Source organism: Pseudomonas sp. Xaverov 83 (assembly GCF_019352905.1).
Taxonomy (GTDB): Bacteria; Pseudomonadota; Gammaproteobacteria; order Pseudomonadales; family Pseudomonadaceae; genus Aquipseudomonas; species Aquipseudomonas yamanorum.
Window position 1 is genome coordinate 18600 of record NZ_JAAAFU010000032.1, and the last position, 15331, is coordinate 33930.

A 15331-nucleotide genomic window follows, 5' to 3' on the forward strand; every position below is an offset into this window, starting at 1 on the left:
AGAAGGCCAAGGCCCTCGCGGTGTTTGCCGAGAACTTCAAGGACAACCCGCTGGTCATGGACCAGTGGTTCAGCGTGCAGGCGGGCAGTGGTTTGCCGGGCGCGCTGGAGCGGGTCAAGGCGTTGATGCAGCACCCGGCGTTCAACATCAAGAACCCGAACAAGGTGCGGGCACTGGTGGGCGCGTTTGCCGGGCAGAACCTGATCAACTTCCACGCGGCGGATGGTTCGGGTTATCGGTTCCTGGCCGACCTGGTGATCCAGTTGAACGGCTTCAACCCGCAGATTGCTTCGCGGCAGTTGGCGCCGTTGACCCGCTGGCGCAAGTACGACAGCGCGCGGCAGGCGTTGATGAAAGGTGAGCTGGAGCGGATTCGCGCTTCGGGCGAGCTGTCCAGCGATGTGTTTGAGGTGGTGAGCAAGAGCCTTGCGTAACTGAGACCGCCGTTTTCTCAAGGCTGAGCATTGTCTATGTGGCGAGGGAGCTTGCTCCCGCCGGGCTGCGTAGCGGCCCCAAAATCTTGGGAGCGCTACGCACTGGAGCGCCAGCCTGGTCCAGCGGGAGCAAGTGTTTTTAGATAACCGGCGGCCAGCGCAGGTCTAGAGCGTCTTCGTCGGTATAGCGCGGGAAACGCTCCGCGATCATCTCGTGGGGCACCCCCAGCGGTATCGTGCTGGCAACGTCCAGGCGGGCCACTTGCTCAGCCGAGAGTTGCACACTCAAAGCGCCCAGGGTGCCATCCAGCTGTTCGCGGGTGCGCGGGCCCAGAATCGGAATCAGCGCGGTGGTGGAGCGACGGGCTTTTTCCCGCAGCCAGGCGATGGCAATGTGCGTCGGCGTGGCGTCCAGTTCACCAGCGACGGCCAGCAAGGTGTCGAGCACTGCCGTTTCCCGAGCACTTTTTTCCGCGTGAACCAGAATCCCCAGCTTGCTGGCGCGGGTATCGTCCTGGCTGTTGCGATATTTTCCAGTGAGAAAACCACCCCCCAGCGGTGACCACAACGTGGCGGCCAGACCCAGGGCTTCAGCCATGGGCAGCAGCTCACGGTCGGCGGTGCGCTCGGCCAGGCTGTATTCGGTCTGGATCGCTACCAGCGGCGCAAAGCCGCGCACTTCGGCGAGCAGGTCGGCGCGGGCAATGCGCCAGGCAGGGAAGTTGGACAGCCCGGCGTAGTGGATCTTGCCGGCGCGCACCAGGTCATCAAACCCCCGCAGGATCTCTTCCATCGGCGTGACGTTGTCGCTGATATGCGCCCAGAACAGGTCGATGTGATCGGTGTTCAGGCGTTTCAGGCTTTCTTCGACGGCGCGCACCATGTTCTTGCGGTTATTGCCGAGCTTGAGGGTGCCTTCGTCTTGAGGCTGGGTGCGCAAGGTGTACTTGCTGGCGATCACCAGGCGGTCGCGTTCCGACGCAATAAACTCGCCGAGCAGCACTTCCGATTGGCCGAACTGGTAGCCGTTGGCGGTATCGAGGAAATTACCGCCGGCCTCAAGGTAGCCGTCGTAAATCCGCTTGGATTCTTCGCGCTCGGCGCCGTGGCCCCAGCCTGTACCGAAGTTGGCGGTACCCAGGGCCAGCTCTGAAACCCGCAGGCCGCTGCGACGGCCAAAGACTTTATTGCGCATACGAGAACTCCTGACGCTGTGGTTTGATTTAAATGTTTTGCAACATCTATTTAATATGATGTGAGTCATATTTTTCGTCAAGCGGCTTTTTTTGCCGTTGAAGGGCAGGGCGTCTGCTCCTGACACTTTCTGACAGAGGCCTCTGCTAAGCTTCGCCACCTTCCTTTTTTCGAGCGTGATCAACGTGTCGCGTACCAGTCGTCTGCTGACCTTGTTGCAAGTCCTGCGGAGTAAGAAGCGCCCCGTGACGGCCGCCGTGCTGGCGGCGGAATTGGAGATTTCCGAACGTACGCTGTACCGCGACATCGCCGAGCTGACGGCGTTGGGCGCGCCGATCTATGGCGAGGCGGGCGTGGGTTATGTGCTGCGTGCGGGTCTGTTCCTGCCGCCGCTGATGCTCAACGCCGACGAGACCGAAGCCATCGTGCTGGGCTTGCGGTATGTCGATCAGCGCGGTGATGACGTACTGAGCCAGGCGGCGGCGAATGCCCTGGCGAAGATTGCTGACGTGCTTGATCCTGCGGCCCAGGAAGCGTTGCGCAATCCCACCTTGCTGCCGGGCCCGCCAGGGTTCGGCTACCCGGAAAACCGCGTGCCGTTGAATGTGTTTCGCGAGGCCATTCGCGGCCAGGCCAAGCTGCACATCGATTACGCCGATGCCAGCCAGACCGCCAGCCAGCGCCTGATCTGGCCGCTGGCCCTGGGTTTTCTCAACGAAGTGCGGGTGATCGTCGCATGGTGCGAATTGCGTGGGGCCTATCGCACCTTCCGCACCGACCGCGTGGCCGCCGCCAGCCTTCACGGCGAGCGTTATCCGGGGCGGCGCAGCGACTGGCTGCGGGGCTGGCGCAAGCTGATGGAACAGAACGAATCCGGGCCGTTCACTCCTGACAAGAACTGACACAACGCTGCTTTAGCATGGCTCCATAATCACTAACAAGGAGCTGTCACCATGTCCCAACCCACCCTCGAGCTGGCCCCGGCGATTGCGACCTACATTGCCGCTGCGAATGCCGGCGACACATCCTTGGTCGCCGACTGTTTTGCCGAAGATGCCAACGTGTTCGATGAAGGCGAGCACCAGGTCGGTACCGCCGCCATTGCGCGTTGGATGGAAGACACCGGGCGCCGCTACCAGCCCAAGGTCCAGGTGCTGAAAGTGCAGCACCGCACGGGCAAAGTACTGGTCAGCAACCTGATCACCGGCAGCTTTCCCGGCAGCCCACTGGAGCTGCGCTATACCTTCCGCCTCAACGAGCAAGGCAAGATTTCCCGATTGGATATTTCCCTGTAGCCGTCATGGCATACTGCCGGGCATGACTTTCGACTCGCCACTCGCCGCCTACCAGCACGCCATCACCGAACAGGGTTTCGTCCCCGACGACGCCCAGCGTGAGGCGGTGCAAGCCCTGCAAGACTGCCACCAGGCCCTGCATCACGGGCATGGGCCTATCACCGGGGTGTACCTGTGGGGCCCGGTCGGCCGGGGTAAGACCTGGCTGATGGACCAGTTCTACCAAAGTCTGCGAGTTCCAGCGCGGCGCCAGCATTTTCATCACTTCATGGGCTGGGTGCACCAGCGCTCGTTCCAACTGACGGGCACCCACGACCCCTTGCAGGCCCTGGCCCGTGAACTGAGCCGGGAAGTGCGGGTGCTGTGTTTTGATGAGCTGTTCGTCAATGACATTGGTGACGCGATCATTCTCGGCCGGCTGTTTCAAGTGATGTTCGAGGAAGGCGTGGTGATGGTCTGCACGTCCAACCAGCCACCGGACCAGCTGTACGCCGATGGCTTCAATCGCGATCGTTTCCTGCCGGGAATCGAGGCCATCAAACGGCATATGCGGGTGGTGGCAGTGGATGGCGGGGAAGATCATCGCCTGCATCCAGGGGCCGCGCTGCAGCGTTACTGGGTTGATCAGCCCGACGCGTTGGCCGAGGTGTTTCGCCAGTTGAGCCATGGGCAGGCGGTGAGCAGCGCGCCGGTTGCGGTCGGCTACCGCTCCATCGTGGCGGTGCAGTCCAGTGAGACGGCGCTGTGGTGTCGTTATGCCGATCTATGCGAACAGCCGTTGGCCGCCATGGATTTCATGCTGCTGTGTGATCGGTTCAAGGCCATTTTGCTCGGCGAGGTGCCGAATCTGAGCGCACAAAAGCGTCCGGGACGAATCGCCCGTGGCACCGAAGACGCTGCCGAACGAGTGGACGCCGGTGATCGGGAGCTGCCGGAACTGTCGGTGCATGACGATAGCGTCCGGCGGTTCATCGCCCTGGTGGACGAGTGCTACGACCGCAAGGTGCCGCTGTATATCGAGGCCAAGGTACCTCTGGAAAGCCTCTATACCGAGGGTTACCTGGAGTTTCCATTTCGCCGCACTCTGAGCCGCCTGCAGGAGATGCAGCTGGCGCGGTTTGGCGAGCCTGGCGCGCTTTCACGCGGGTAAATGTAGTTAATCTCCTTCATCTAATGCCTGCTCCATGCTTACAATCGAGCCCTTTTATGGGGACCGAGTCCCTGTTGCACCGTTAACGAGGAAGGAAATGGACACCGCAGACATCCTGGTGCTGCAAGCCAGCTACACCAATCCGGTACACGCCGAGGCCATTGGCCTGGTGCTCAATCATTACGCCGAAGACCCCATGGGCGGTGGCCAAAGCTTGCCGGCCGACCGTTTGCAGCAACTGCCGGCGGAGTTGGCCAAGCGTGCCCATGCGTTCAGCGTGCTGGCCTTTGTCGGCGGCACGCCGGCGGGTCTGGTGAACTGCTTTGAAGGGTTTTCCACCTTTGCTTGCCGTCCGCTGGTCAACGTGCACGACGTGGTGGTGATGGATAAATTTCGCGGCCTGGGGTTGAGTCAGAAGATGCTGCAAAAGGTCGAGGAAATTGCTCGTCAGCGCGGCTGCTGCAAGATCACCCTCGAGGTGCTTGAAGGCAATGGCGTGGCGCAGTCGGCTTATCGAAAGTTTGGATTCGGCGATGCAGTATTTGATGCGGAGCATGGCCGCATGTTGTTTTGGAGTAAACCGCTTTAATTAATGTTTATTTAATTAAAGGAAAAAAGGCGCCAGCAAGTGGCGCCAAATAAACCTTAGCTATCAGAGCGGAATAGCACAGGGTGTTACGGGTAAATCAGGTGTTAGGGGTCGTGGTAGTTTGATCGGCAGTGGCAGGTTTTGCAGTCTTGCCGTCAGCCATTGCGGTTTGCTGGGCAGCACCGTGAGTCTGTTCCTGAACGAAGGTGAAGTTGTTGTAAAACTCCTTCGAGCGCTCTGATCCGCCTTCTGCAAAGGCGGCTACGGAAGTCATGGTCATCAGGCCGGCAAGGATAACAGTCGAAAATTTCATGGCAGTGTCTCAGTAAGTGTGTTGGGTCCGCGCGTTGTCATCAGCGGCGGGATGGGGAGACTGTGAGCCAATGATATTAAGTAAGGGTTAACCTCGCGCTGACCGAAAGTTAACGATTTCGTTAACTTCCACTCTTTCGCAATGATGAATTCAGAGCTTCCAATCCAATGCAAGGCTGATGGAGCGCGGGTCTCCCCAATACACGCCGTTATAAAAGCCGACACGCTCGTAATATTTTTTATCAAATAGGTTGTTGATATTAATTGATGCTGACAAGTGGTCATCGAACTCATAGCGGGACATCAGGTTGACCACGGTATAGGCCTGCTGAGTGATACGGGCCTGCTCCCTGATCAACGTTCCACTGGAGTCCCTGCCCACGGGGCGATAGGCAAAGTCGTAGAAATCACTCTGCCAATTCACCGCGCCGCCTACTGTCAGCGCATGCCATTCGCCGGGCAGGCGATAGGCCGTGGACACCCGGAGCAGGTTCAGCGGCAGGTGGGTGTTATTGCGCTGCTTGTCGCCGTTGAGGGAGTGGGTGTAGGTGTAGCCTGCGGTCAGGTTCCAGTCGGGGCGAACCTCTCCGGAAACCTCTATCTCGAAGCCCTGCACTTTGTTGCCTTTGCCGCCCGACGCGAAGAACTGCTCGCCGGTATCTGGATCCGGTGGCGTCGAACTGTCCAGTTCCGCGACGTTGTCCTGCTTGCTCCAGAAATACGCGGCTGCCAGGTTCAGGCGTTCTTCCAGCAGGCTGCCCTTGATGCCCACTTCATAGTTGCTGCCCACCACCGGCTCCAGGTATTGCTTGCCGGCGTCACGCTGCTCTTGCGGGTTGAAGATATCGGTGTAGCTGGCGTAGACGGTGTACTCCGGGGTCAAGTCGTAGAGCAGGCCGGCGTAGGGCGTCCACATGTCGTTGTGGGTCTGGCTGGATTTTGAGGTGCCGAGGAACTGGTCGGTGTCCTGATCGTAGTTGTACGTGGTGCTCTCGATCTCCCAACTGCCATAACGGCTGCCCAATACAGCATGCAAGCGGTCAGTCAGGCTCAGGCGGGTGGCCAGGTAGCCGGCCTTTTGCCGGGTGCTGCCTTGTTCGCCCTTGAGGCCGGTATTGGCGTCGGGGAATTTGCCGATCCCGCCCATATGTTTCCAGTCGTCGATGCTGGTGTAATTCTTCGGCACCGGACCGTCGCGCAGGTGTGGCGAAGAATCGCGCTGTTCGGACTCGCCGTAACCCACCATCAATTCGTGCTCACGACCCAGCAGGGAATAGGAGCCAGCCAGGTTCAAGTCCACCACATCCATTTTCGACGTGCCGAGCATGTGGCTGGTCCAGGCTGTCATGCCGCTGCGGTCGGCGTTGGGAAAGCCTGAGCCGCCGTAGTAAACCTTGCCGTCGGTGTCGCTTTCGCGGTGGGTGTAGGCCGCCTTCAGGTGCCAATCACCGGCCAGTCGGTGGTCGAGGGTGGCGAAGGTGGTTTCGTCTTTCAGCGGCCAGGAACTCCAATGAGCCGCGATGTTGGCGGAGCGGGGCAGCTTGGCTTTGCTGCCGTCGCTGTTCCAGTAGGGCAAGGTGCCCCACGCGGTGCCTTGCACGTGCTTGTTCTGATAATCAAAGCCCACCGCCAGCACCGTGTCGTCGGTGAGGTCGCCTTCAAGGATGCCGTAGCCGACTTCCCGTTGCAGTGCGTAGTTGTCGCGATAGGACTGGCTGTCGCGGTAGGCGAGCACCGTACGGCCGCGCAGGCGCCCATCAAACGCCAAGGGGCCGCCGACGTCCAGGTAGCTGTAGTAATTGTCATGGGAGCCGCCACTGATGCCAGTCTTCGCCTGCCACTGTGCGGTCGGGCGTTTGCGCACCATGTTGACCGTGGCCGACGGATCACCGGCGCCGGTGGTCAGGCCGGTGGCGCCGCGGACCACTTCGACCCGGTCGTAGATGATGGTGTCGGCATCGGACTTCATGCGGCCGAAGGTGTTGAGCATGCCGTCAATCTGGAAATTGGTGATGCCGTAGCCGCGTGAGGAGTAGCCCACCCGGTCGGAGTCCAGGTGCTGCACCACTACGCCGGTGGTCTGGCGCATCACTTCGGTCAGGGTGTTGAGGTTGAAGTCGTCCATCTGTTGGCGGGTGATCACCGAGACCGACTGCGGCGTTTCCTTGATGGACAGGTTCAACTTGGTGGCGGTGCTCATTGAGCCTGTGGTGTAGGCACCGGTGTGTTCGGTGTTGGCGCCAAGGCTGTCGGCGGTGATGCGGGTGCTGCCCAGTTCCAGGGCTTTGGCCGGCGCATGCGATTCCTGATCGGGGTCGTTTTCAGCCAGCAGGTCCGGGCTCAGCACCACGCTGAAGAGGCCCAGGGTCAAGGTCATGGAACGGGTAATAGGCGCGAACATCGCGGCGAACTCCTTGTCGTCTATGAAAAATGCCATTGGCTCAAAGACGAAAGGAGGCGGGGAACTTTAGCGATAAACGAGAATAATTATTATCTTGGCGCTGGCGGCCAAGTCGGGTTTCACCGCATTGCGCGGATGAAACCCGGGGGATTCAAGCTACTTGAGGACCACGTTGGCGGCGTCGGTTTGCTTGGACTTGATCAGGCTGAAATCAATCAGCGGTTTTTGCTGGCGTGCATACGGATCGCCAATCAGCCGCGGCCGGGGCTTGAAGCTGTCGCTGACCAGGCTCTTGCTGTGGTCCAGTTCATCGAAGCTCAACCCTGCCATGTCGGCCCAGGTATGGATCAGCTGCGAGCTGGTGTAGGGACGCTGCAAGTCACCGGCAAAACTCCAGTCATGGCTTTCACGCCACTTGGGCGATGCGTAGGCCATGAACGGAATGGTGTACATCGGCGCCGTCGGCTTGCCTTCGTTGCGGCCCAGGGTGGTGTGGCCGGCCGAGTCGAACACGTCTTCACCGTGGTCGGACAGGTACAGCAGGAAGCCGTTGGGGTCAGTCTTGGCATAGTCCTTGATCAGGCTCGACACCACGAAGTCGTTGTACAGCACTGCGTTGTCGTAGCTGTTGTAGGTCGGCAGCTGCGCGTCGCTGATCGCGTCGGGCACGCCTTGGCGGTCGGTGAACTTGTCGAAGGTCGGCGGGTAGCGGTACTGGTAGCTCATGTGGGTACCCAGCAGGTGCACCACGATGAATTTGCGCTCGGCGGTGTCGGACATCGCTTTGGCAAAAGGCTCCAGCACATCGCCGTCGTACTGGCGCGCATTCTGGTTACGGTTGTTGTTCAGGTACACCTGCTCGTCGGCCTGTTCGGAAAAGGTCGTGAGCATGGTGTTGCGCTTGGTCATGGTCTGCTGGTTGGTGATCCAGAAGGTCTTGTAGCCGGCCTGCTTCATCACGCTGACGATGGACGGCGTCTTGAGGTACAGGTCCGGGTTTTCTTCGTCGGCGAAGGTCAGCACCTGTTGCAGCGCCTCGATGGTGTACGGGCGCGGGGTGATGACGTTGTCGAACACCGCGAGTTGGTCCCGCAGCTTGTCCAGCTCCGGCGTGGTGTTGCGCGGGTAGCCATACAGGCTCATGCGCTGGCGGTTGGTGGACTCGCCGATCACCAGCACCAGGGTCGACGGCTGGCCGGCCATGCTGTCTTTGAGGTTGGTCAAGGGCGGGATCTTGCTGGCGCTGGTGAGCATGCCTTGCATGTTATCCAGTTGTTCGGTGTAGCGGCGGTAGGCGACGATCATCTGCCATGGCACTGCCGGCTCGATGCGGGTTTCAAAGCGGTCGATGGCCAGTTCCATGGTCTCGCTCTTGGCGATCTGCTTGACCAGCGGGTAACCGACGATGGCAATCACGATTGCGGCAGCCGCCAGCATGGCCTGGCCGCGCGGCAGGTACACCGGGCGTACGCGGGTCCACAGGAAAACGGCCATGGCGGTGTGAGCAATGAACGCCAGCACGATCCACCAGGCAAAGTATTGGGTGGCGTACTCGCCCGCTTCAGAGATGTTCGACTCGAACATGATGAAGATGACGCTTTGGGAGAATTCCTGCTGGTAGATGAAGAAATAACCCAGGCTGGCCATGGAACAGGCCCACAGCACCACGCCAATCAACCCTGCCACCAGGCGCGCGCGACGCGGGAACAGCAGCATCGGCGCCAGCCACAGGGCGCTCATGAAAAATGCCTGGCGGAAACCGCTGAAGCCGGAGGTGCCGGTCAGTTGGATCAGCAGTTGGGTAATGCCCGAGAAATACCAGAAGAACAGGAACATCCAGCCGAGGCCGGCCCAATCAAAACCTTTCGCAGACGTAGTGCTGCGTTTGAACATCGCCATCCAGCGCTCCAACCCGATAATTTTTCAGTGTCAACGCGCAGGGATGCACGTCAACAGAGGGCCAGCGCACGTGGCGCGGCCCGATTCGGCGGGAGTATCGGGATGAGGATGTGAAAACTTCGTGAGTTATTCCTGAACGGTTCGTTCAGCTCACGTTCAGCAAACGGCGGGCTGGGTGCCGGACGGCTGATTGAGCTGGCCCTGCAAGTGCGAGCGCAGACGCATGACTTCCTGCTGCAGTTGATCGCGCTCGTCTTTCAACTGGCGCAATTCATCGCGGCGAATGGTGACATAGAGGGTCTGGGGCGGACGGGTCATGTGTGCAGTGCTCATTGCTTACCTCGCAAATAGCCGGTGTATCGCGGTGCCAGAGCGCTTGATTCGAGGCCCTCGGCAACAGTCGGGGCAATTCTGAATTCTTTTTTAAGTGAAGGGAACTTTTTTATTTTTGATGGTCGTTGTGACTTTTAACCCACTGAAGGCTAAAGGATGGCCACTTTTTGTCATGAAACTATGCCAATCCGCTCTGGACTAACCCTCATTAGCCTCATTGCGCTATAAACTGTGACACACATTTATTCGTAGTAAGGAGCATCAGCACATGCAACTGGGGATTATTGGACTAGGCCGCATGGGTGGCAACATTGCGCGGCGCCTGATGCTCAATGGGCATACCACCGTGGTTTACGACCGCAATGAAGCATTCGTAAAAGGTCTGGCAGGCGAGGGCGCCACGGGCGTCGCTGACCTGGCAGGCCTGGTGGCCGGGCTGCAAAAGCCTCGGGCGATCTGGGTGATGCTGCCGGCAGGCGACCCGACCGAAAACACCATTGAAGAATTGAGCCATCTGTTGGAAGACGGTGATGTGATCATCGACGGCGGCAACACCTTCTATAAGGATGACATCCGCCGGGCCAAGGCCTTGTCGGAAAAAGGCCTGCACTACGTCGACGTCGGCACCTCCGGCGGTGTCTGGGGCCTGGAGCGCGGCTACTGCATGATGATCGGCGGCGATGCCGAGACCGTTAAGCTGCTGGACCCGATCTTCGAAAGCCTGGCGCCGGGCCTGGGTACCATCCCGCGCACCAAGGACCGTTCTGCTGCAGCTGACAGCCGTGCCGAGCGCGGCTACATCCACGCGGGGCCTGCCGGTTCCGGGCACTTCGTCAAGATGATCCACAACGGCATCGAGTACGGGATGATGCAGGCCTTCGCCGAAGGTTTCGACATCCTCAAGACCAAAAACTCGGAAAACCTGCCGGAAGACCAGCGCTTCGACCTCAACGTTGCCGACATCGCCGAAGTCTGGCGTCGTGGCAGTGTGGTGTCGTCCTGGCTGCTGGACCTGACTGCCGACGCCCTGGCCACCGATCCGAAGCTCGACGGTTATTCCGGCTCGGTCGCCGACAGTGGCGAAGGCCGCTGGACCATCGAAGCCGCCATGGAGCAATCGGTACCGGTACCGGTGCTGTCGAACTCGCTGTTCGCGCGCTTCCGCTCCCGCCAGCAAAGTACTTATGGCGACAAAATGCTTTCTGCCATGCGCTTCGGCTTTGGCGGCCATGTGGAGACTCCCAAAAAATGACCGCCAACGGCAAGAAACCCAAGGCCGAACCCGCTCCGCCCACCACACTGTTTCTGTTTGGTGCCCATGGTGATTTGGTCAAGCGCCTGCTGATGCCGGCGCTGTACAACCTCAGTCGTGATGGACTGCTGGGTAACGGCTTGCGCATCGTGGGCGTTGATCACAACGCCATCAGCGACGCCGATTTCGCCAAGAAACTCGAGGACTTCATTCGCACCGAGGCCGCCAGCAAGGTCAAGGGCAACGGCGATGACGGCCTGGACCCGCAATTGTGGGCTCAGTTGGCCAAGGGCATCAGCTACGTCGAGGGTGACTTCCTCGACGACGGCACCTATGCCGACATCGGCAAGAAGATCGCTGACAGTGGCACCGGCAACGCGGTGTTCTACCTGGCGACTGCGCCGCGTTTCTTCGCCGAAGTGGTGCAGCGCCTCGGCGCTGCCGGCTTGCTCGAAGAAACCCCGGAGGCGTTCCGCCGGGTGGTGATCGAAAAGCCTTTCGGCTCGGACCTCGCCACCGCCGAAGCGCTGAACGCCTGCCTGCTCAAAGTGATGAGCGAAAAGCAGATCTATCGCATCGACCATTACCTGGGCAAGGAAACCGTCCAGAACATCTTGATCAGCCGTTTTTCCAACGTGCTGTTCGAGGCGTTCTGGAACAACCACTACATTGACCACGTGCAAATCACCGCCGCCGAGACCGTCGGCGTGGAAACCCGTGGCAGCTTCTTCGAACACACCGGCACGTTGCGGGACATGGTGCCCAATCACCTGTTCCAATTGCTGGCGATGGTCGCCATGGAACCGCCAGCCGCCTTTGGCGCCGATGCGGTGCGGGGCGAGAAGGCCAAGGTTATCGGGGCCATACGGCCCTGGTCGCTGGAAGACGCACGGGCCAACTCGGTGCGCGGTCAGTACACCGCCGGTGAAGTCGCCGGCAAGCAACTGCCGGGTTACCGTGAAGAGGCCAACGTTGCGCCCGACAGCAGCACCGAGACCTTCGTCGCCCTCAAGGTGATGATCGACAACTGGCGCTGGGTGGGTGTGCCGTTTTACCTGCGCACCGGCAAGCGCATGAGCATCCGCGACACCGAGATCATCATCTGCTTCAAGCCGGCGCCTTATGCGCAGTTCCGCGACACTGAGGTCGATGAACTCAAGCCGACGTACCTGAAGATCCAGATCCAGCCGAACGAAGGCATGTGGTTCGACCTGCTGGCGAAAAAGCCTGGGCCGACCCTGGACATGGCCAACGTGGAGTTGGGTTTTGCCTACAAGGACTTCTTCGAGATGCAGCCATCGACGGGTTACGAAACCCTGATCTACGACTGCATGACCGGCGACCAGACCTTGTTTCAGCGCGCCGACAATATCGAAAACGGCTGGCGTGCGGTGCAGCCTTTCCTTGATGCGTGGAAGCAGGATGACGGCATCCAGGCCTACAAGGCGGGTGAGGATGGCCCGGCGGCGGCCGATGCATTGCTGGCCCGCGATGGCCGCAGCTGGCATAGCCTCGGATGAGCGACTTGCCGAGTCAACCCATCCGGTTTGTGTTGAGTGATATGGACGGCACGTTGCTGCATCCGGATCACAGCCTCAGCCAGCGCACCATTGATACGGTTCGCGCCTTGCGCGCGGCCGGGGTGTTTTTCAGCCTGGCCAGCGGGCGACCGCCCAAGGCCATGCGTCAGCAGGTCGAAGCACTAGGCATCGATGTGCCCATTGCCGGCTTTAATGGCGGCACGCTGGTCAATCCCGACGGCAGTATTCTGGTGGCGCATCACTTGCCGGCAGAAGCGGCGCTGGTGGCGTTGGCCTTGTTTACGCCGCAGCCGGACGTGGAAGTCTGGCTGTTTGCCGACGGTGACTGGCTGCGCCGAGATCCTGGCGGGCCGATGGCGGTTCGCGAGGAACATGGCCTGGGTTATGGGGCAATCGTCGTGGAGAGTTTCGAGCCGTTCCTGGATCGGGTCGACAAGATTGTGGCGGCCAGTACCAATACCCAGCTGCTGATCGAGCTTGAGGCGCAGTTGCAGCCGAGGGTCGAGGGGTTGGCGCAGGTGTCTCGCTCGCAGCCGGTGTTCCTGGATGTGACCGCGATGAAGGCCAACAAGGGCGAAGCCTTGAAGACCCTCGCGGCGCACCTCGGTGTGCCGCTGGAACAGACGGCGGCCATCGGCGATGGCGGCAACGACCCGGCGATGTTTCACGTGGCGGGGCTGTCGATCGCCATGGGTCAGGCCGAAGAAGTGGTCAAGCGCCAGGCCAGCGTCGTAACCGGCAGTAATGTCGATGACGGTGCGGCGGAAGCCATAGAGCGGTTTATTCTCTCAGCCGATTGATTGGCAACCCCACTAATAAGTAGTCAGCTATGCAAAGTTGCAACTTGCATAGCTGACTATCTACTCGTGTTATTACTGGTCAATATACTGCGCAGTCCAGCGGCACACTTTCTGGTGCCGCCCCGCACGAGTTTCAGTTACTTGGGCATTGCCCAGGATTGCAACTGATAGCCATCTTTATCGAGTTCAGCGCGGGCCTGCAACAGCAAGTCCTCGAGCTGTGCCGGGTCGGAATAAGTGCTGGAAGACAGCTGCTTGCTACCGATACGGGTATTGGTGCGGTCGATGACGCTCAGGCTCAGGGCGCCGTTGCCGTCGTGCCAGGCCACACATTGAAAGGGCTGGAAAGCACGGTCTGCGATCAAAAGAGCTTCGTTGATGCGGAGCGGGGCGTTCATGGGGTCTTCTCTCTAAATGCCCATTCAAGTGAAGTCGTTGGTTGGGCGTGCCTAACGACTGGTTACTTGTACTGATGCACGATCACCGGGTACGGGTCACATGTTAGAAGAAGATTTTTTAACTTTCCCTGATTAAAGTCATGTAAGGGGCTATGTTGAAAGCCTCATGAAAGTTACGCCGCGACATTTGACCGCACCCGACTGTTGGAAAAGGGCAGGTTTGTGTGCGGCTTATAACGAATGGGTACAAAGGTCGCGTCAAAATCTTGCTAGTGTTGCCAGCAGGCTTTCCAAATAACTGTTTTTGAATAACTTTAACGATTTTGACGCCAAGGAATAGTCATGATTGTTGCACCTGCGCCGCGCCGTCTGCTTGTGGTCGATCCCTGTGATGACTGCCACGGGCTATTACCGGGTTTGCGCACCGCGGGGTGGGACGTGGACAGCTGTGCCCTCGAGTCGGTGGGTGAGCGCTCCTGCGACGTGGGATTGTTGCGCCTGCAGCCGTTCCATCTGGAGCGGCCTGAAGCGGTCAAGGAGCTGATCAGCCGCAGCGGCACCGAGTGGATTGCCGTGCTTAACCAGGAAGTGCTGCGCCTGCAGAATGTCGGCGATTTTGTCTGCGAGTGGTTCTTCGATTTCCATACCTTGCCGTTCGATGTGTCCCGGGTGCAGGTCACCCTGGGCCGCGCCTTTGGCATGGCGCGCCTGCGGGGCAAGGGCAACAACGCGCCTGCCGGCCAGCCGGAACATGAATTGCTGGGCGACAGCCGCCCCATTCGCGAACTGCGCAAACTGCTCGCCAAACTGGCGCCGACGGAGTCCCCGGTGTTGATTCGCGGCGACAGCGGCACCGGTAAGGAACTCGTCGCCCGCACCCTGCATCGCCAATCCCAGCGCCACGCCAAACCGTTTGTGGCGATCAATTGCGGGGCGATCCCCGAGCACCTGATCCAGTCCGAACTGTTTGGCCATGAGAAGGGTGCCTTTACCGGTGCCCATCAGCGCAAGATCGGGCGGATCGAGGCGGCGCACGGCGGCACGTTGTTTCTCGATGAGATCGGCGACTTGCCCATGGAGCTGCAAGCCAACCTGCTGCGTTTTCTCCAGGAAAAACAGATCGAGCGCGTCGGCGGCAGCCAGCCGATTCCGGTGGATGTGCGCGTATTGGCAGCCACCCACGTTGACCTGGAAGCCGCGGTGGCAAAGGGCGCCTTTCGGGAAGACTTGTATTACCGGCTTAACGTCCTGCAAGTGGTGACTGCGCCGTTGCGCGAGCGCCATGGTGACGTGGCGATGCTGGCCAACCACTTCTCACACTTCTACAGCCAGGAAACCGGCCGGCGTCCCCGCAGCTTCAGTGAAGACGCGCTGGTGGCCATGGGCGAGCACGGTTGGCCGGGCAATGTGCGGGAGTTGGCCAACCGCGTGCGGCGTGGCCTGGTACTGGCTGAAGGGCGGCAAATCGAAGCCGTTGATCTGGGACTGCAAAGCCAGCAGGCAATCGCGCTGCCGATGGCTACACTGGAAGATTACAAGCACCGTGCCGAACGTCAGGCGCTGTGCGATGTGCTCAACCGGCACAGCGACAACCTGAGTGTCGCGGCCCGTGTGCTGGGGGTTTCCCGGCCGACGTTCTACCGGTTGCTGCACAAACACCAGATCCGCTAGGGCGGGTAAACCGAAAAGCCCCGCAACGACCTTTATCGTTGCGGGGCTTTTCCCGTTGTCAC

Annotated in this window: 15 protein-coding genes; 9 read left to right on the plus strand and 6 right to left on the minus strand. The window is 60.1% G+C overall.

The genetic code is table 11. The annotated features are described in order from the left end of the window. Positions 1 to 434 (plus strand): aminopeptidase N C-terminal domain-containing protein (locus tag K0H47_RS31065; protein WP_257626660.1); only part of this gene is annotated, 434 nt, incomplete at its 5' end. Positions 435 to 573: 139 nt separating this feature from the next. Here the strand turns inward: K0H47_RS31065 and K0H47_RS13035 are convergent. After that, the gene (locus K0H47_RS13035) at positions 574 to 1629 is read right to left on the minus strand and encodes an aldo/keto reductase (protein ID WP_219272863.1); all 1056 of its coding nucleotides are present in this window, start codon (positions 1627 to 1629) and stop codon (positions 574 to 576) included. A 184-nt stretch (positions 1630 to 1813) separates the two neighbouring features. Between K0H47_RS13035 and K0H47_RS13040 the strand changes: the two genes are divergently transcribed. From K0H47_RS13040 to K0H47_RS13055, 4 genes are all read left to right on the plus strand, one after another. Further along, on the plus strand, positions 1814 to 2530 hold the full coding sequence (locus K0H47_RS13040; RefSeq protein ID WP_177027568.1) for a YafY family protein: 717 nt from the start codon (positions 1814 to 1816) through the stop codon (positions 2528 to 2530). A 51-nt stretch (positions 2531 to 2581) separates the two neighbouring features. Continuing rightward, positions 2582 to 2923, plus strand: coding sequence for a nuclear transport factor 2 family protein (locus tag K0H47_RS13045; RefSeq protein WP_219272865.1), 342 nt, complete (start codon positions 2582 to 2584; stop codon positions 2921 to 2923). Between the two features lie 22 nt (positions 2924 to 2945). Then, complete coding sequence (zapE, locus tag K0H47_RS13050) at positions 2946 to 4073, plus strand: cell division protein ZapE (protein ID WP_177027566.1); 1128 nt, start codon at positions 2946 to 2948, stop codon at positions 4071 to 4073. Between the two features lie 97 nt (positions 4074 to 4170). After that, positions 4171 to 4662 (plus strand): GNAT family N-acetyltransferase, encoded by a 492-nt coding sequence (locus K0H47_RS13055; protein WP_063029491.1) that lies wholly within the window; start codon positions 4171 to 4173, stop codon positions 4660 to 4662. Positions 4663 to 4759: 97 nt separating this feature from the next. Here K0H47_RS13055 and K0H47_RS13060 read toward each other — a convergent pair whose 3' ends face one another. The 4 genes from K0H47_RS13060 to K0H47_RS13075 all read right to left on the minus strand — a co-directional run bounded on the left by K0H47_RS13060 (position 4760) and on the right by K0H47_RS13075 (position 9607). Next, entirely contained in the window at positions 4760 to 4975 is a 216-nt protein-coding gene (locus K0H47_RS13060) for a hypothetical protein (protein WP_201140259.1), read from the minus strand. A 150-nt stretch (positions 4976 to 5125) separates the two neighbouring features. Then, complete coding sequence (locus K0H47_RS13065) at positions 5126 to 7375, minus strand: TonB-dependent siderophore receptor (protein ID WP_219272867.1); 2250 nt, start codon at positions 7373 to 7375, stop codon at positions 5126 to 5128. Positions 7376 to 7531: 156 nt separating this feature from the next. Then, a complete protein-coding gene (locus tag K0H47_RS13070; protein ID WP_201140255.1) occupies positions 7532 to 9274 on the minus strand; it encodes a phosphoethanolamine transferase CptA in 1743 nt (580 codons plus the stop codon). Positions 9275 to 9430: 156 nt separating this feature from the next. Beyond that, positions 9431 to 9607 carry a DUF6026 family protein gene (locus K0H47_RS13075; RefSeq protein WP_256124662.1) on the minus strand — a complete coding sequence of 59 codons (177 nt, stop codon included), beginning with the start codon at positions 9605 to 9607 and terminating at the stop codon, positions 9431 to 9433. Between the two features lie 244 nt (positions 9608 to 9851). On the opposite strand from K0H47_RS13075, the gene gnd reads away from it, so the two are divergent. Genes gnd through K0H47_RS13090 form a run of 3 tightly spaced genes read left to right on the plus strand, consistent with a single transcriptional unit; the run spans position 9852 to position 13200 of the window. Then, positions 9852 to 10859: a phosphogluconate dehydrogenase (NAD(+)-dependent, decarboxylating) gene (gene gnd / locus K0H47_RS13080; protein ID WP_269458737.1), complete on the plus strand. Its 1008-nt coding sequence runs from the start codon at positions 9852 to 9854 to the stop codon at positions 10857 to 10859. Beyond that, positions 10856 to 12379: a glucose-6-phosphate dehydrogenase gene (gene zwf / locus K0H47_RS13085; protein WP_219272868.1), complete on the plus strand. Its 1524-nt coding sequence runs from the start codon at positions 10856 to 10858 to the stop codon at positions 12377 to 12379. Before gnd ends, zwf begins: the two co-directional genes overlap by 4 nt. Beyond that, complete coding sequence (locus tag K0H47_RS13090) at positions 12376 to 13200, plus strand: Cof-type HAD-IIB family hydrolase (RefSeq protein ID WP_063029503.1); 825 nt, start codon at positions 12376 to 12378, stop codon at positions 13198 to 13200. Before zwf ends, K0H47_RS13090 begins: the two co-directional genes overlap by 4 nt. Positions 13201 to 13337: 137 nt before the next feature. Here K0H47_RS13090 and K0H47_RS13095 read toward each other — a convergent pair whose 3' ends face one another. Next, the gene (locus K0H47_RS13095; protein WP_063029505.1) at positions 13338 to 13598 is read right to left on the minus strand and encodes a hypothetical protein; all 261 of its coding nucleotides are present in this window, start codon (positions 13596 to 13598) and stop codon (positions 13338 to 13340) included. Positions 13599 to 13940: 342 nt separating this feature from the next. Between K0H47_RS13095 and K0H47_RS13100 the strand changes: the two genes are divergently transcribed. Further along, positions 13941 to 15269 carry a sigma-54 dependent transcriptional regulator gene (locus K0H47_RS13100; RefSeq protein WP_063029507.1) on the plus strand — a complete coding sequence of 443 codons (1329 nt, stop codon included), beginning with the start codon at positions 13941 to 13943 and terminating at the stop codon, positions 15267 to 15269. Positions 15270 to 15331 lie beyond the last annotated feature (62 nt).